The sequence below is a fragment of the Mycobacterium sp. UM_WGJ genome (assembly GCF_000455125.1).
In the GTDB taxonomy this organism is placed as follows: Bacteria; Actinomycetota; Actinomycetes; order Mycobacteriales; family Mycobacteriaceae; genus Mycobacterium.
In genome coordinates, this window is the sequence record NZ_AUWR01000061.1 from 1 (window position 1) to 16,219 (window position 16,219).

Consider the following 16,219-nt stretch of genomic DNA (forward strand, 5'->3'; position numbering starts at 1 on the left):
CCCCAGGGGACTTACCCGACGTGTTCGACCGGCAGTGGCCGCTGCGGGTCGCCGACATCGACCGGCTGGGCCGCCTGCGGATGGACGCGGCTGCCCGCCACATCCAGGACATCGGCCAGGATCAGCTGCGCGAGGGCGGATATCAGGAGACGCACCCGCTGTGGATCGTACGGCGCACCATGATGGACCTGATTCGTCCGATCGAGTTCCAGGACATGCTGCGGATGCGCCGGTGGTGTTCGGGCACCTCCAACCGCTGGTGTGAGATGCGGGTCCGCATCGATGGCCGCAAGGGCGGGCTGATCGAATCCGAGGCGTTCTGGATCAACATCAACCGTGAGACGCAGGGGCCGGCGCGGATCTCCGAGGACTTCCTGGCCGGGCTCAAGCGCACCACCACCGTCGATCGGTTGCGCTGGAAGGCCTACTTGAAGGCCGGGGGTCGGGAGGACGCGGACGAGATCCACGAGTACCCGATCCGGTTCACCGACATCGACCTGTTCGACCACATGAACAACTCGGTGTACTGGAGCGTGGTCGAGGACTACCTGTCGAGCTATCCCGAACTGCTCGCGGCGCCGCTGCGGGTCAACCTGGAACACGAGGCGCCGGTCGCCCTGGGGGACAAACTAGAGATCGTCTCCCATGTCCACCCGGCCGGATCGACCGATCAGTTCGGCCCCGGACTGGCCGATCGCACTGTTAGAACGCTCACATACCTGGTGGGCGAAGAGGTCAAGGCCCTCGCCGCGATCTTCCCGCTGTAACACGTTCTAGTCAGTACGGGCGTACTGCTAAAACGGGCGTTGACCTGTGCGGATATGTTACCGGCCGGTAGCTTTCCGGCGGATTTCGTGACGGGCTTTCCCGATGGTTCTTCGCAAACTTTGCAATTTGGCCGTGATGCATGGCGGAAATTGGCAAAGGAAACGGCTGGACCAGGGCAGATGTCCTGTGCCAAGGTCGCGTTAACACACCAGTGAATTGATCGGGGTGTTAGCAAAGCCGAGAAGCAATTCTCGGCTCCGGCGACCCCGACCGATCGAGAACGCAAAGGAGCGCATCCTATGTCGACCGTTGGCACGCCGAAGAGCCCCGAGCAGATCCAGCACGACTGGGACCACAACCCGCGGTGGAAGGGTGTCACCCGCACCTACTCCGCGGAGGATGTCGTCGCGCTCCAGGGCCATGTCGTCGAGGAGCACACCCTGGCCCGTCGTGGCGCCGAGGTGCTGTGGGAGCAGCTGCACGACCTGGACTACATCAACGCCCTGGGCGCGCTGACCGGCAACATGGCCGTCCAGCAGGTTCGGGCCGGCCTGAAGGCCATCTACCTGTCCGGGTGGCAGGTCGCCGGTGACGCCAACCTGTCCGGCCACACCTACCCCGACCAGAGCCTCTACCCCGCCAACTCGGTGCCGCAGGTGGTGCGCCGGATCAACAACGCGCTGCTGCGTGCCGACGAGATCGCCAAGGTCGAGGGCGACACCTCGGTGGACAACTGGCTGGCCCCGATCGTGGCCGACGGCGAGGCCGGCTTCGGTGGCGCGCTCAATGTCTACGAGCTGCAGAAGGCGATGATCGCCGCCGGTGTCGCGGGTTCGCACTGGGAGGACCAGCTGGCCTCGGAGAAGAAGTGTGGCCACCTCGGCGGCAAGGTGCTGATCCCCACCCAGCAGCACATCCGCACCCTGACCTCGGCTCGTCTGGCCGCTGACGTCGCCGACGTGCCGACCGTGGTGATCGCCCGGACCGACGCCGAGGCCGCCACGCTGATCACCTCCGACGTCGACGAGCGCGACCGGCCGTTCATCACCGGTGAGCGGACCGCGGAGGGCTTCTACTACACCAAGAACGGTCTGGAGCCGTGCATCGCGCGTGCCAAGGCCTACGCGCCCTACGCCGACCTGATCTGGATGGAGACCGGTACCCCGGACCTGGAGCTGGCCCGCAAGTTCGCTGAGGGCGTCAAGTCGGAGTTCCCGGACCAGATGCTGGCCTACAACTGCTCGCCGTCGTTCAACTGGAAGCAGCACCTGGACGACGCGACCATCGCGAAGTTCCAGAACGAGCTGGGCGCCATGGGCTTCAAGTTCCAGTTCATCACGCTGGCCGGCTTCCACGCCCTGAACTACTCGATGTTCGATCTGGCCCACGGCTACGCCCGCAAGCAGATGAGCGCCTATGTCGAGTTGCAGGAGCGCGAGTTCGCCGCCGAGGAGCGCGGCTACACCGCCACCAAGCACCAGCGCGAGGTCGGTGCCGGCTACTTCGACCGGATCGCCACCACCGTGGACCCGACCTCGTCGACCACGGCGCTGGCCGGTTCCACCGAAGAGGGCCAGTTCCACTGAGCCGAGTGGCGCCAGCCACGAGGCGAGGTGGAACCGAAGGTGTGAGCCACTGAGCCGCTGACATTTCCCGCGGTGGAAGTCGGATTGCACCGCGGGGGAGTTGACAGCGCAGGCCCCGTCCAGCCAGCCTGGGCGGGGCCTGTTGCTGCCGTTGACTGAAAGGGAGATCGTGTCGATCCAACGTGTAGGTGTTATCGGAGCCGGGCAGATGGGCGCCGGAATCGCCGAGGTGTCGGCGCGTGCCGGCGTCGAGGTGAAGATCTTCGAGACCACCGACGCACTGGTCACCGCGGGCCGCAACCGAATCGTCAAGTCGCTGGAGCGCGGCGTGAGCGCCGGCAAGATCACCGAGCGCGAGCGCGACGACGCGCTCGCGAACCTGACCTTCACCACCGACCTCGGTGACTTGGCGGACCGTCAGCTGATCATCGAGGCCGTCATCGAAGACGACACGGTCAAGTCGAAGATCTTCGCCGAGCTGGACCGGGTGATCACCGACCCCGACGCCGTGCTCGCGTCGAACACCTCGTCCATCCCGATCATGAAGATCGCCGCTGCCACGCAGAACCCGCAGCGGGTGTTGGGCCTGCACTTCTTCAACCCGGTTCCGGTGCTGCCGCTGGTCGAGCTGGTCAGCACGCTGGTCACCGACCCCGCCGCCGCGGACCGCACCGAGGACTTCGCCAGTGCGGTGCTGGGCAAACAGGTGGTGCGCTGCTCGGACCGCTCCGGCTTCGTGGTGAACGCCCTGCTGGTGCCCTACCTGCTGTCGGCGGTGCGCATGCTCGAGTCGGGTTTTGCCACCGTCGAGGACATCGACAAGGCCATCGTCGCCGGCCTGTCGCACCCGATGGGCCCGCTGCGGCTGTCCGACCTGGTCGGCCTGGACACGCTGAAGCTGATCGCGGACAAGATGTACGAGGAGTTCAAGGAGCCGCTCTACGCCGCGCCGCCGCTGCTGCTGCGCATGGTCGAGGCCGGCCAGCTGGGCAAGAAGTCCGGCCGGGGCTTCTACACCTACTGATCCGCTAGTGCGTGGGGGTCACGCCGAAGACGAACCAGCACGGCTTGCCCTCCATGGGAGAGTCGAACGGCGTTGCGGTGCGGGACAAGCCCTCCGGCGGTAGCAGGGTTGGGGCCCCGTTGAAGATGACGCACTTCGTGCTGGTGATCAGGTCCTGCGGCGGACGGTCCCCGGGCGGGGTGTTCTGACCGTTCTGGCCGGCGGCGCGCGCTGCCTGGTCGGCGGCTTTCGGCGCCTCGCCAATGGCGCGATTGGCGATACCGGCACCGCATGCCTGCGGATCCTGCGGTTGCTGGCTTTGGTCGCCGCTTGCGCAGGCGTCCTGCCCTTGCCCGCCCGGCTGATCCGGGTCGTCCGCGCCGGCCAGTGACGCACCGCTGAGGAATGCTCCGGCAGCGATCAGCGCCGACACGACCGTCTTGGCGGCCTGCCGGTAGCCCGTTGTGGCCATGGTGAGGCACCTGCCTTCCGTCGATGGGACTGCGCGTCACAACAGGTCGGTTCTGACGTCCCGTTTGCGACGGTAGGAGATTGCGCCGTCGAGAGATACAGGGATTTCCCTGGTAATCGGCAGTGTCCGATGGGGGAGGCCAGGTCAGTGCGCGGACCGCGCCGATGCGTCGGCGGTGCGCGCCTGCACGCTGGCCGCCCGCCGCCACGGCAATATCGGTGACGGGTGCGGCCCGGCGTTGAACTTTTCCAGCGATCCGCCCACCTCGACGATCCCGCACAGCGCGTTCCAGGTCATCATCGTCAGGTAGTCGATCAGGTCGCCGGCGCTCATCCGCGGGTCCAGCAGCCACGAGTGAGTGGCCAGCTGCACTCCGCCGACGGTCATGTACGCCCACGGCTCCACCCCGCGGGTGTCCATCCCGACCGCGTTCATGCGGCGGCGCAGCATCACCGCGAGCATCCTGGCGATGATGCGCTCGGAGTCGGCGATCACCTTGCTCTTGCTGGCCGAGCTGTTGGCCATCACGAACCGGTAGGGCTCGGGTTCGTTGGCGACGGTCTGCACGTATACCCGGATGATCTCGCGAACCAGGTCGAATCCGTCCAGGTTCGCCGACAACGCCGACGCCATGTTCGGGATCAAGGTGGTCTGCGCGAAGCGCATCATCACCGCGGTGGTGAGGTCGTTCTTGTCGACGAAATACCGGTACAGGACCGTCTTGGACACGCCGATCTCTGCGGCGATCTCGTCCATGCTCACATAGCGGCCGCGGCGCCGGATCGCCTCGATCGTTCCGTCGATGAGGTCGTTGCGGCGGTCGACCTTGTGCTGGTGCCAACGCCGCTTACGACCGTCTGTCTTGGCGGTGCCGGCTTGGAGCTGCTCTGCCACTATCGCGGATTCCCATTCCCTAGACGCAATAGATAATACGGGCTGGTGCAGCAAACTCTGTGGTCCGGTAACAGTTACCGGCGGTTTGGCGAGGCTCGCCGGAGGTGAGGCGAAGCTGGAACTGCCGCATACATCCGGCGGTTTGGCGAGGCTCGCCGGAGGTGAGGCGAAGTTGAAACTGCCGCATATGCCCAGCCGCGTAGTTGGCGGATGATGGTGGTGTGGTGCATCCAGAGAACCAGTCGAGTTGGCCGGGCGCCGCGCGAACCGTGCAGTCGTTGGCGGAGTCGTTCGCGGGCGCTGATCCGGACGCGGACGCGGTCCGATTGCGTGATCTGCGCCGGATGAAAGTGGTGGCGCTGAGCTTCCTGCTCGGCGCCACTGTGGTCTTCCTGCTGTGTCGGTGGGCGCAGGCTGACGGTACAGCTCCCCTCTGGGTGGGTTACGTCGGCGCCGCCGCCGAGGCCGGCATGGTCGGCGCGCTTGCGGACTGGTTTGCGGTCACCGCACTGTTCAAGCATCCGCTGGGTATACCCATCCCGCACACCGCGATCATCAAGCGCAAGAAAGACCAGCTCGGGGAGGGGCTGGGCACTTTCGTGCGGGAGAACTTCCTGTCACCGCCGGTGATCGAGACCAAGCTGCGCGACGCGCAGATCGCCGGCCGGGTGGGCAAATGGCTGTCGGAGCCGACGCATGCCGAGCGGGTGGCCGCCGAAACCTCGACCGTGCTGCGGGTCCTGATCGAGATGCTGCGCGACGACGATGTCCAGGATTTGATCGACCGGATGATCGTGCAACGCATCGCCGAGCCGCACTGGGGCCCGCCGGTCGGCCGGGTGCTGGGTTCCCTGCTGGCGGAGAACCGGCAGGAGGCGCTGATCCAGCTGTTGGCCGACCGGGCCTTCCAGTGGTCGCTCAATGCCGGCGAAGTCATCCAGCGGGTCGTCGAGCGTGACTCGCCGACCTGGTCGCCGCGATTCGTCGACCACCTGGTCGGCGACCGCATCCACCGTGAACTGATGGATTTCACCGACAAGGTGCGACGTAATCCTGATCACGAACTGCGGCGCAGCGCGACCCGATTCCTGTTCGAATTCGCCGATGATCTGCAGCACGACCAAGCGACCATCGCGAAGGCCGACGCGGTCAAAGAGCAGCTGATGGCCCGCGAGGAAGTCGCCAAGGCTGCGGAGACTGCCTGGCGGACGCTCAAGCGACTGGTGCTCGAAGGCGTCGACGACCCGTCCAGCGCGCTGCGGACGCGGGTGGCCGCGACCGTGGTCCAGGTCGGAGAATCGTTGCGTGACAAGGCCGAACTGCGCGACAAGGTCGACAACTGGATCGTGCGGGGAGCCCAGCATCTGGTGGGTCGCTACGGGGTGGAGATCACCGCAATCATCACCGAGACCATCGAGCGCTGGGATGCCGCCGAAGCGAGCCGGCGAATCGAACTGCACGTCGGGCGTGACTTGCAGTTCATCCGGATCAACGGCACGGTAGTCGGCTCGCTGGCCGGCCTGGCGATCTACGCCATAGCTCAACTTATGTTCTGACCTGCGCTAGCAAGTGCTTGCAAAAGTTAGCACTAGGCCGTATCGTGGCACGTGCCAGCAATCGCAAGTCCACGAAAGGGGTCACCGGTGTCGCAGGATGACAAGCTCGCCGCGGTGGTCTCCACGGCAGCGGCGGATATCGGTAGCTTCATCCGGTCCCAGCGCGAAGCCGCGCAGGTGTCCATGCGTCAGCTGGCCGACAAGGCCGGCGTCAGCAACCCGTATCTGAGTCAGATCGAACGTGGACTGCGTAAACCTTCCGCTGACGTCCTCAACCAGATCGCCAAGGCCCTCAGGGTTTCCGCCGAGGTGCTCTACATCCGGGCGGGAATTTTGGAGCCGAGCGAGAAGAGCGAGGTCCGTGACGCCGTAATTGCCGATGCAGCGATCACGGAACGGCAAAAGCAGGTTCTGCTCGACATCTACACGTCTTTCGTCCAGCAGAACGAAGCCGACGGTGAGGAGATGCCACCTGACTGATCCTCTGTCGTTCTCCTGACCGAATTACCTACGCACGATTTCAACCTGAAAGGAACCCGACATGGCCGAGAACCCGACCATCGATGAACTGAAGGCCCCGCTGCTCGCCGCGCTCGGCGCCGCCGACCTGGCGCTGGCCACCGTGAACGACCTCGTCGCCAACCTGCGCGATCGCGCCGGCGAAGCGCGCGAGGACGCCAGCACCCGGGTTGAGGAGAGCCGCGCTCGCCTGAACAAGCTGCAGGAGGAACTGCCCGAGCAGCTCGCCGAGCTGCGGGAGCGCTTCACCAGCGAGGAGCTGCGCAAGGCCGCCGAGGGCTACGTGGAGGCGGCCAGCGAGCGGTACAACGACCTGGTGGCGCGCGGTGAGGCCGCCCTGGTGCGGCTGCGCAGCCAGTCCGGTCTGGACGACGCCTCGGCGCAGGTGGAGGGCTATGTCGACCAGGCCGTCGAGTTGACCCAGGAGGTGCTGGGCAACGTCGCGTCGCAGACCCGTGAGGTCGGCGAGCGCGCCGCCAAGCTGGTCGGCATCGAGCTGCCCAAGAAGGACGAGCCGGCGCCGGCCCCCGCCAAGAAGGCTCCGGCTGCCAAGAAGGCTGCTCCGGCTGCCAAGAAGGCTCCGGCCAAGAAGGCCGCCGCCAAGAAGGCTCCGGCCAAGAAGGTCACCCAGAAGTAGTCGCAGTTCGACGCCCGGGACGGTGCCCGCCTAGGCTTGCAGCGTGATCGCTGCGAACCTGGTGGGTACCGTCCTTGGCGTTTTGCAGATAGCTGTCTTCGCGACGTCGGTGTACGCCTTTGTGCACGCCGCGATGCAACGCTCCGACGCCTACCCCGCCGCTGACAAGCTCACCAAGCCGGTCTGGCTGGTGATCCTCGGGGTGTGCGGGCTGCTGGCATTGCTGTTGCAGGTGATGGGGATGGCGATCGCGGCCTGCGCGGCAGGGGTCTACCTGGTGGACGTGCGGCCCCGACTCCTTGAGGTCCAAGGCAAGTCCCGCTAGCCCCATGCTGCGTGCGTTCGTCCTTGCGGCCTCGGGTGCCACAGCCGCGGTGTTGGGCGCGGCGCCGGCCACCGCTGACACCACGTTGTCCGGCTATGTCGACCACACCGAGTGGGTCAGCTACGACGGCCAGTCGAGTCTGCGGGTGTACCCGACCCCCTCCGCGCGGGCGGCGGCGCTGCGACTCGACACCGACGGGGCGGGTGAACAGGCTTGGCGCGAGGTGCTCGCCAGCACCCCCGAGGCCGATACGCCCGGCATGCGCGACCAATTCCTCTGCCACTGGAGCTACGCCGAGTTCGCCCGACCCGGCAAGACCAGCTGGAACCTTGAGCCGTGGCGCCCCGTCGTCGACGGCGTGACCATGCTCGAATCCGGGTGCAATCCCGGCGCCGCCGAGGAGGCCTTCTGATGTCCGTGACTGCCGCCGGCCGCTGGGGCCGTGACCAGGTGGCGCGACTGGTCGATCACACGCTGCTCAAACCTGAAGCCACCGCGCAGCAGGTGGTGGCCGTCGTCGCCGAAGCCGCCGAACTCGGTGTGGCCGCGGTGTGCGTATCGCCGTCGATGGTGGCGATTGCGGCTGAGGCCAACCCCTCCGGCGTCCCGATCGCGGCGGTCGCGGGCTTCCCGTCCGGCAAGCATCTGTCGGTGGTCAAAGCACAGGAGGCGGCACTGGCCGCCGCCGACGGGGCGGCCGAGATCGACATGGTCATCGACGTCGGCGCGGCACTGGCCGGTGATTTCGCCGCGGTGGGCGCCGACATCGCCACCGTGCGGGCCGCGGTACCCCAGGTGGTGCTCAAGGTGATCGTCGAATCCGCCGCGCTGCTGGAGTTCGCCGGCGACGCCGCCCTGATCGCTGTCTGCCGGGCCGCTGAAGATGCCGGCGCCGACTTCGTCAAGACCTCCACCGGATTTCACCCATCCGGCGGCGCGAGTGTGCACGCGGTGGCGCTGATGGCCGCCACGGTCGATGGCCGGCTGGGAGTCAAAGCCAGCGGCGGTATCCGCAGTGCGGAGGATGCGCTGGCCATGCTCGAGGCAGGAGCGACGCGATTGGGGCTGTCCGGCACCCGCGGGGTGCTCGACGGATTGGGGTAGCCCGCCTGGGTGACTACCCAAGTCCGCAGACCGCCGATAGCCTTTGCGGCTATGCCCGATGTGCGTGGTGCATTCGCCGACGCCGCGCGTGCGCGCGAGCAGGATTTGGTGCAGCGCCTCGCGACGGCCGTCGAGGTGGACCGCGCGTTCGCCGAGGCGCTGCGGGGGGCATGTCGAAAGGTGGCGTGGGGCCGCGGGCGCCTTGATGCCATTGAGGGCGAGATCAGCGACGTCGTTGCCCGGCAAGGCCTGCTCGGCCTCGACACCCCGGCCGGCGCTCGGCAGTTCCAGGCGTTCCTTGCCGCCAAGGCCAGGGAGATCCACCGGGTGGTCGGCGAGGTCTCCACTGACAGCACCAGCAGGACGGGGATGCTGCAGTCGCTGCGGTATCCGATGGGCGTCGGCGCGCCCCTGTCTCCCGCGATCGGCGCGGGCGCCGGCGAGCGCCGGTGGACCGACAACGATCTCTACCCGCATGATCCGACCGCCGCAGACGTGAAACAGGACAGCGTCGGGGACTGCTATCTGGATGCCACCATGGGCGCCATCGCCAACGCCAACCCGCAGTGGATCAAAGATCGCATTCATTTCGACGACGGCACAGGCAATTTCGATGTCACCCTCTGGGACGGGCATGCGTGGAAACACGTGGACGTCACGCAGGCCGACATCGACACCGACATCAAACACAACGGCGCAAGTTGGCTCGACAATGGCCGCCCCGACGCCGCGCTGTGGCCGGCGGTGCTGGAGTCGGCGTACGCGAAACTCAAATACCCGGGAACGGATCTCGCCGATGCCCTTGGCAACGAAGTGGGGATCGGGCAGGGCGGCTATGCCAAGGACGCGATGGAGGCGCTGACCGGCAATCGCGGCACCGTGATCAACCCGCAGAGCGTCTGGTTCACCAATCAGCATATCGACCAAGCGATTTCCGGGGCCCTGACCAATCATCAGCCGGTGACGATCTCAACTTCTCCGGAAGGAGCACCCTTGACGCAAAGTCATGTGTATGTGGTCGAAGGCATCAGCGGTACCGGCAGTGACGCCATGGTGACGCTGCGCAATCCCTGGGAGAACAATACCGGCACGCCGATCGACACCCCCGATGCGCTGGTCACCGTTCGGCTCGGCGACCTTATCGGGTCCGGGCTGCCCGGCCCCCTCGGCACGCATCCGATGTCGGGCGTCAACATCGGTTCACTCGGATGAAGGCAAGCAAGGCGATGGCAATAAGCGCAGCAGTGGTGATGGGGCTCGTCATAGCCCTTGCCGGATATGTCTTCTGGCAATACCGAAGCGCTGCACCACCCGCGCTGGCGGATATTCGGGAGTATGCCCAGAGCGCTGATGTCCCCGTCACGTCGGTGCCCGATCACGCCGGAGCCGAGCAGCAGCTACGGCAATTCGCCGACGGCATACAACCCGGCTACCGGGTCGCTGAGGAGCGGTTTCTCGCTTCCGGTGCCCCGCTGGTCTGGGATGCGTTGCGGCACTTCGTTGGGCCCTGCCTCGCGCCCTACGGCTATGAGCTGACGGCGGACGGCTTCTCGAGCGACTTCGCCGTCGAATACAGCGTGTACGGACACAGCGGCGGGCTTCGGAGTTGGTTCAACGACGACCTGATCCTGGTCGCCGGGCTCAACCCCGCTGGGGTGCCGGGAGCGGCACACCCGGCCGCTTATCTGTACGGGTACTTCCGGCTGGTCCGGGTCTGACGCCTTACAGCGAGTCGAAGCAGCGACTCGACGAGGTCCCCTGCTGGATGGCGGCATTCTGGGTTGAGAACTTAACCACCACACCGGAATCGGTGACTTCCACGCTGTCGAGGTGGATGCCCAGCGGAAGGTCGTCGGTCACCTTCGCGGTGAGCTCATCGAGATTGCGCTGCACACTGTCGCGGTCCAGATCACGGCCCAGCAGTTCCAGCTCGGTCACCTGCAGCGACAACCCGTTGTTCACCAGCTGCGGTTTGACCGTCGCCTTGTTGAGCAGGCCCTTGAGCTGCACGGTGCCGGCGTCGGGATCGGCGGTGACACTGCCGGTGACGATGCTGCCGATCACCGGGACGACTTCTTGGATGGACTCCTTGATGCCCTCGGCCGGCCAGGTGATGGTGCCGTCCAGTGACCCGATAGTGCCCTTGGAGTCCGAGGCGCCAGCGTCCTTGTTCAGCCGGACGTTGCGGATGTCCAGATCGAGGCGCATGCCCTTGGCCTGCCGGATCTGATTGCCCGCGGTCTTGACCGAGATGTGGGAGTACTCATCGTTGAAGTACTGCGCCAGCACCGGGGGAGTGGTCCCGAAGGACACGGTGGCACTGTCCTGCGCCTCGCATTTGACGGCTTCGGCGACCAAGGTGTTCGCCCGGTGGCGCGCGTAAAGCTCACCGCCGAGCATCCCGACCAGTGCTATTGCGAGCACCGCGGTCAGGGCCAGCATGATCGCCGGCAGGCCGGAAAACCGATGGGTGGGTCCGGGTGCGCTCATTGTGCAAGGTTACAGATGAGCGAAGCAGGGGTCATCCGACCGTGGAATGGAGGCGTTGCTGGTGGAGAACCGCGCCACCACACCGGTATCGGTGACCTCGATGCTGTCGGCGCGCAGACCGAGCGGGTAACGCTTGGTCAACTCCGAGGCGAACCGGTCCAACTCGGGCTGCAGGGACTCTCGCGGCAGGGTCAGAGTGCCCAGGCCGGTCAGCTTCTGCACTTGCAGGGACAGGCCCCCGTTGACGACTGCGGGCTTGACCACAACGGTGGCCAGACCGAACGCACCGCGCAGTTCGACGGTGCCGTCCTGCGCATTGGTCTTGAGGTCTGAGACCAGGTTGCCCAGAATCGGCACCATGTTCTGAACGGTCTCTTTGATCCCGGCTGACGGCCAGGTCAGCGTCGCCTGCAGCGAACCGATAGTGCCACGCGAGTCGCCGGTGCCGTGCAGATCGACATCGGAGATGCTCAGGTCGGCCGTCATCTGTTTGGCGTCTTTGACCTGGTTGCCCGCGGTGTGGATGGAGATGTTGGTGTAGTTGCCGGTGATGTGCTGCCACAGGAACGGTGGCGTCACCCCGAACGAGGCGCTGGCCTTGTCGTTCACCACGCACTCGGTCGCCTTGGCCACCTTGCTGTCGCCGATACGTCGGGCGATCAGTTCGGCCCCGATCAACCCGGCCAGCGCCAGCGCGATCACCGTGACCAGGATCAGGACCACGGCCAGCGGATCACGCAGCATCGACGCCGACCGCGACGGGGAATCCGTGGTTTCGATCACGGTGGTGGGCGCCTCACCGGCGGTTCCCGGCCGCGGGTCGGCGGGCGGCGGCGCGGCGGCCTGCGCGGTTGGCGGGGCCTGCGGGGGCACCGGAGGTTGTGCGGGCGCTGCGGGGATTCGACTGGTGGACTCTTCATGACCGCCCGCCGGCATCTGCTGGGTGGGCGATGCGGACGGCTCCGGTGGGCGAGACGGTGTAGCGCCGTCTTGCGGTTCGGGTTGGTCGGCGGGGCGAGCCCAGGGGGACTCGCCGGGGGGAGGTCCGGGCGGATTGCTCACCCGCGCGATTCTGCCTTACCGACCTGAAGGAAGGCCGCACGATTGCTCAACACGGCCAGCGTCCGGCGGGCCGCGGAGACCGCGTCGAGGTCGATGTCGCATACCAGTAGCTGCGGCGATGCACCGGCCGCCGCGATCACCTCGCCCCACGGTGAGACGACCATGCTGTGGCCCACTCCGGTCGGCGCCCCGGAGGGATCCTTCGGAGCGCCCGGGTCGGCTTGCCCTACCGCGACGACGTAGCTCGTCGAATCCAGCGCTCGGGCCCGAGCCAGCAGCTCCCACTGAGACAGCTTCCCCGGACCGGCGCCCCACGAGGCGCCGACCACGATCAGCTGCGCGCCACGGTCGGCCAGCTCGGTATACAGCGCCGGGAACCGGATGTCATAACAGGTGGACAACCCCACGCCGACTCCGTTGACATCGATCACCGCCGGCTCGGATCCCGGTGCCACCGTGCGTGATTCAGTGAAACCGAAGGCGTCGTAGAGGTGGACCTTGTGGTAGTGCGTGTCGGTTCCGGGGCCGACCGCCAACAACGTGTTGGTGACGCGTCCATCCTCGGCCGGAGTGAACATCCCGGCCACCACGGTGATCTGAGCCCGCGCGGCCATTTCTCGCACCTGCGTGGCCCACGGCCCATCGAGCGGTTCGGCAACCGGGCCCAGCGGCACCCCGAACCGGCACATCGCTGCCTCCGGGAACACCACCAGCGATGCTCCCTGATCGGCGGCCCGCTCGGTGTAGTCGGTCACCAGTTGAAGATTCGCGGCCGGGTCGGCGCCGCTGAGTATCTGCGCACAAGCAATCCGCATGGATCCAGCCTATGCCGTCGGTGTGGTGCCGCCCTGGCTCAGCCACGTGGAGGTGAACCGCTGCTCGGTGGTCATCAGCTCGGCCAACTGCCCGCCGATGAAACTCTCGATCTTGCCGCCCACCAGCGGGATGTCGACCTGCACGGTCGCGGTCAGCCGCAGCTCACAGCCGCCGGCCGCCGGCGCCAGGACGGCATCGCCGGACAGCTTCGCCGGTGCGCCGACGACCTTGCCGGTCACCTGGGCGCGTGCCCTCCCGTCGCGCACCGGATGCCAGGTCTCGTGCCGCGCGACATCCAGATTCCCGGGATGGAACTGGGCCGCCAGCGCGGGCAGCTTCTCCCGGTGAATGCCCTGCGTGGTGGCGACGTCGACGCCGCCGTCGGGGCCGACGGTCATCGAGACCAACGCCACCACGTCGGCTCCGGATTCGGCCAAGCGGGACCGCCAGTAGTGCTCGTCGGCGAAGACGGCATACACCTGCTCGACGGTTGCCGGGTAGAGCTCGGAGAGCGTGAATGTACGCGGCATACCTGGTCACGCTACCGTTACCGGCCGTGGCGGGTTCCAGGTTCGCGGGCGCGCGTGTCGCTGAGGCGGTGCCGCTGGCGCCCTTGACCACCCTGCGGGTGGGACCGATCGCCCGGCGGGTCATCACCTGCACCGACACCGCACAGATCGTGGCGACGCTGGGCGAACTCGACGCGGCCGGTGACCGCCCGTTGCTGCTGGCGGGGGGCTCCAATGTGCTGATCGCCGACGACCTCGAAGACCTGACCGCTGTCGTGCTGGCCAACGACGGCATCACCGTGGACGGCAATCTGCTGCGGGCTGAGGCCGGCGCCGTCTGGGATGACGTGGTGGCCCACGCTGTCGCAGCGAAGCTGGGCGGACTGGAGTGTTTGTCGGGCATTCCCGGCTCGGCCGGCGCCACGCCGGTGCAGAACGTCGGGGCCTACGGTGTCGAGGTCGCCGACCGCCTGACCCGGGTTCGGCTGCTGGATCGGCGCACCGGGGAGGTGCGCTGGACACCGGCCGACGAGTTGGCGCTCGGCTACCGCACCAGTGTGCTCAAGCACTCGGATGCGGCGGTGGTGCTGGAGGTCGAATTCGCACTGGATGCGGCCGGGCGCAGCGCGCCGCTGCGGTACGGCGAGTTGACTGCTGCGCTGCAGGCCGCCGAGGGCGAGTGCCGCGAGCCGGCGGCGGTGCGCGCCGCGGTGCTCGCGCTGCGCGCGGCAAAGGGCATGGTGCTCGATGCGAATGACCACGACACCTGGAGCGTCGGTTCGTTTTTTACCAACCCTGTTGTGCCGCAAGATGTCTACCGCAGCATGGCTGATCGGGAGGACGGTTCGGTGCCGCATTGGGAAGCTCCCGATGGGGTGAAGCTGGCCGCCGGCTGGCTGGTGGAGCGGTCCGGCTTCGGCAAGGGCTACCCCGGGCCGGATGCGCCGGCGCGCCTGTCCACCAAACATGCCCTGGCACTGACCAACCGGGGTGGCGCCACTACCGCCGACATCGTGAGCCTGGCCCGCATCGTGCGGGACGGGGTGCGCGATGCGTTCGGCATCACCCTGCATCCCGAGCCGGTGCTCGTCGGCTGCGCGCTGTAAACCCGGCGCAATCTTCCCGCAGGTGGTCAGGCGACTGGGCCGGTATCTTGGAATGCCGTGACCCTGAACCGGCGGCGTGCCTTGGCGGCGCTGGCTGCCGGGGTGGTGGCGCCGTCCGCGCTGGCCGGGTGTTTCGGCCGGCCCGGGAAGAGCGCCGAGAACGCGCCACAGGCTGCGCCCGCTCTGACGTTCGAGCCCGCTCTGGAACACGGAGCGGTGGCCGACGTGCTGCCCACGGCCGCCGTCGGCGTCACGGTCCGTGACGGCTGGTTCCAGCGGGTGGCGCTGACCAGCCCCGCCGGAAAGGTGCTCACCGGAACCTTCAATCGGGAGCGCACCCGTTACACCGTCACCGAACCACTGGGCTACGACTCCGTCTACACCTGGAGCGGGTCGGTGGTGGGCCACGACGGCAACGCGGTGCCGGTCAGCGGCAGCATCACCACGGTCGCGCCCAGCACCGTCATCGACGGGGGCTTTCAGCTGGCCGATGGACAGACGGTGGGGGTCGCCGCGCCGGTGATCCTGCAGTTCGACGGACCGATCGCCGACAAGGCGGCCGTCGAGCGGGCCCTGACCGTCGTCACCGAGCCACCGGTGGAAGGCAGCTGGGCCTGGCTGCCCGACGAGGTGCAGGGAGCCCGGGTGCACTGGCGCAGCCGGGAATACTTCCCGGCCGGAACCAAGGTCAGCGTCAACGCCAAGCTGTACGGACTGGCGTTCGGCGACGGCGCCTACGGGGCCCAGGACATGTCCCTGGACTTCGCGATCGGCCGACGCCAGGTGGTGCGCGCCGAAGTCTCGTCGCACCGCATTCAGGTGGTCCGCGACGAGGGCGTGATCATGGACTTCCCCTGCAGCTACGGCCAGGCCGACAAAGCCCGCAACATCACCCGCAACGGCATCCACGTGGTCAGCGAGAAATACGCGGACTTCTACATGTCCAACCCGGCCGCCGGCTACAGCAACATCCATGAGCGCTGGGCGGTCCGGATCTCCAACAACGGGGAGTTCATCCACGCCAACCCCGCCAGCGCGGGCGCGCAGGGCAACACCAACGTCACCAACGGCTGCATCAACTTATCGACCGAGGACGCCGAGCAGTACTTCCACAGCGCGATCTACGGCGACCCGGTCGAGGTGACCGGCAGTTCGATCGAGCTGTCCTACGCCGACGGCGATATCTGGGACTGGGCGGTGGACTGGGACACCTGGGCCTCGATGTCGGCGTTGTCGAGTTCCGAACAGGCGCGAACCTCGCTGCCCAGCGTCGCGCCGGCCACCCCGACGGACGCGCCGACGTTGTCGGGCACGCCTACGACTACCACCAGTACGCCGACGACGACGTCCAGTACTGGGCCCGGCGGCTGAC

The 16,219-nt window shown here is 67.1% G+C and carries 19 protein-coding genes; 13 read left to right on the forward strand and 6 right to left on the reverse strand.

Going from position 1 to position 16,219, the window contains the following annotated elements; all coding sequences use genetic code 11:
• The 3 genes from N416_RS0117630 to N416_RS0117640 form a co-directional block, all read left to right on the forward strand.
• The coding region (locus N416_RS0117630; RefSeq protein WP_036458445.1) for an acyl-[acyl-carrier-protein] thioesterase at positions 1-767 on the forward strand (767 nt) is incomplete at its 5' end.
• Positions 768-1,067: 300 nt separating this feature from the next.
• The gene (gene aceA, locus N416_RS0117635; RefSeq protein ID WP_024443424.1) at positions 1,068-2,354 is read left to right on the forward strand and encodes an isocitrate lyase; all 1,287 of its coding nucleotides are present in this window, start codon (positions 1,068-1,070) and stop codon (positions 2,352-2,354) included.
• Between the two features lie 169 nt (positions 2,355-2,523).
• Complete coding sequence (locus N416_RS0117640; protein ID WP_024443425.1) at positions 2,524-3,378, forward strand: 3-hydroxybutyryl-CoA dehydrogenase; 855 nt, start codon at positions 2,524-2,526, stop codon at positions 3,376-3,378.
• A 4-nt stretch (positions 3,379-3,382) separates the two neighbouring features.
• On the opposite strand, the gene N416_RS0117645 is transcribed toward N416_RS0117640, so the two are convergent.
• Positions 3,383-3,829 (reverse strand): hypothetical protein, encoded by a 447-nt coding sequence (locus tag N416_RS0117645; RefSeq protein WP_024443426.1) that lies wholly within the window; start codon positions 3,827-3,829, stop codon positions 3,383-3,385.
• A gap of 144 nt (positions 3,830-3,973) precedes the next feature.
• Positions 3,974-4,723, reverse strand: coding sequence for a TetR/AcrR family transcriptional regulator (locus N416_RS0117650; protein WP_024443427.1), 750 nt, complete (start codon positions 4,721-4,723; stop codon positions 3,974-3,976).
• A 203-nt stretch (positions 4,724-4,926) separates the two neighbouring features.
• Here N416_RS0117650 and N416_RS0117655 point away from each other — a divergent pair, with 203 nt between their 5' ends.
• The 8 genes from N416_RS0117655 to N416_RS0117690 all read left to right on the forward strand — a co-directional run bounded on the left by N416_RS0117655 (position 4,927) and on the right by N416_RS0117690 (position 10,582).
• Positions 4,927-6,279, forward strand: a complete 1,353-nt coding sequence (locus tag N416_RS0117655; protein ID WP_196805155.1) for a DUF445 domain-containing protein — start codon at positions 4,927-4,929, stop codon at positions 6,277-6,279.
• 87 nt (positions 6,280-6,366) lie between these two features.
• Positions 6,367-6,759: a helix-turn-helix domain-containing protein gene (locus N416_RS0117660; protein WP_024443429.1), complete on the forward strand. Its 393-nt coding sequence runs from the start codon at positions 6,367-6,369 to the stop codon at positions 6,757-6,759.
• 61 nt (positions 6,760-6,820) lie between these two features.
• Entirely contained in the window at positions 6,821-7,435 is a 615-nt protein-coding gene (locus tag N416_RS0117665) for a hypothetical protein (protein ID WP_024443430.1), read from the forward strand.
• A gap of 61 nt (positions 7,436-7,496) precedes the next feature.
• Positions 7,497-7,760: a DUF2516 family protein gene (locus N416_RS0117670; protein ID WP_192830924.1), complete on the forward strand. Its 264-nt coding sequence runs from the start codon at positions 7,497-7,499 to the stop codon at positions 7,758-7,760.
• A gap of 4 nt (positions 7,761-7,764) precedes the next feature.
• Positions 7,765-8,172: a DUF2599 domain-containing protein gene (locus tag N416_RS0117675; protein ID WP_036458442.1), complete on the forward strand. Its 408-nt coding sequence runs from the start codon at positions 7,765-7,767 to the stop codon at positions 8,170-8,172.
• On the forward strand, positions 8,172-8,864 hold the full coding sequence (gene deoC / locus N416_RS0117680; RefSeq protein WP_024443433.1) for a deoxyribose-phosphate aldolase: 693 nt from the start codon (positions 8,172-8,174) through the stop codon (positions 8,862-8,864). Before N416_RS0117675 ends, deoC begins: the two co-directional genes overlap by 1 nt.
• Positions 8,865-8,915: 51 nt before the next feature.
• Positions 8,916-10,076, forward strand: a complete 1,161-nt coding sequence (locus N416_RS22230) for a DUF4226 domain-containing protein (RefSeq protein WP_024443434.1) — start codon at positions 8,916-8,918, stop codon at positions 10,074-10,076.
• Positions 10,073-10,582: a hypothetical protein gene (locus N416_RS0117690; protein WP_024443435.1), complete on the forward strand. Its 510-nt coding sequence runs from the start codon at positions 10,073-10,075 to the stop codon at positions 10,580-10,582. The genes N416_RS22230 and N416_RS0117690 overlap by 4 nt, the downstream gene beginning before the upstream one ends.
• Positions 10,583-10,586: 4 nt before the next feature.
• Here the strand turns inward: N416_RS0117690 and N416_RS0117695 are convergent, their stop codons facing one another.
• The 4 genes from N416_RS0117695 to N416_RS0117710 form a co-directional block, all read right to left on the reverse strand.
• Positions 10,587-11,354: a DUF2993 domain-containing protein gene (locus tag N416_RS0117695; protein ID WP_024443436.1), complete on the reverse strand. Its 768-nt coding sequence runs from the start codon at positions 11,352-11,354 to the stop codon at positions 10,587-10,589.
• Positions 11,355-11,363: 9 nt separating this feature from the next.
• A complete protein-coding gene (locus tag N416_RS0117700) occupies positions 11,364-12,290 on the reverse strand; it encodes a DUF2993 domain-containing protein (protein WP_024443437.1) in 927 nt (308 codons plus the stop codon).
• Between the two features lie 122 nt (positions 12,291-12,412).
• Entirely contained in the window at positions 12,413-13,231 is an 819-nt protein-coding gene (locus N416_RS0117705; RefSeq protein WP_024443438.1) for a carbon-nitrogen hydrolase family protein, read from the reverse strand.
• A 9-nt stretch (positions 13,232-13,240) separates the two neighbouring features.
• On the reverse strand, positions 13,241-13,762 hold the full coding sequence (locus N416_RS0117710) for a DUF2505 domain-containing protein (RefSeq protein WP_024443439.1): 522 nt from the start codon (positions 13,760-13,762) through the stop codon (positions 13,241-13,243).
• Between N416_RS0117710 and N416_RS0117715 the strand changes: the two genes are divergently transcribed.
• Together N416_RS0117715 and N416_RS0117720 are read left to right on the forward strand one after the other, a co-directional pair.
• On the forward strand, positions 13,750-14,847 hold the full coding sequence (locus N416_RS0117715; protein WP_051190308.1) for a UDP-N-acetylmuramate dehydrogenase: 1,098 nt from the start codon (positions 13,750-13,752) through the stop codon (positions 14,845-14,847). The two genes, N416_RS0117710 and N416_RS0117715, sit on opposite strands and share 13 nt — an antisense overlap.
• A 57-nt stretch (positions 14,848-14,904) precedes the next feature.
• Positions 14,905-16,218: an Ig-like domain-containing protein gene (locus N416_RS0117720; RefSeq protein WP_024443441.1), complete on the forward strand. Its 1,314-nt coding sequence runs from the start codon at positions 14,905-14,907 to the stop codon at positions 16,216-16,218.
• Position 16,219: the final 1 nt, after the last annotated feature.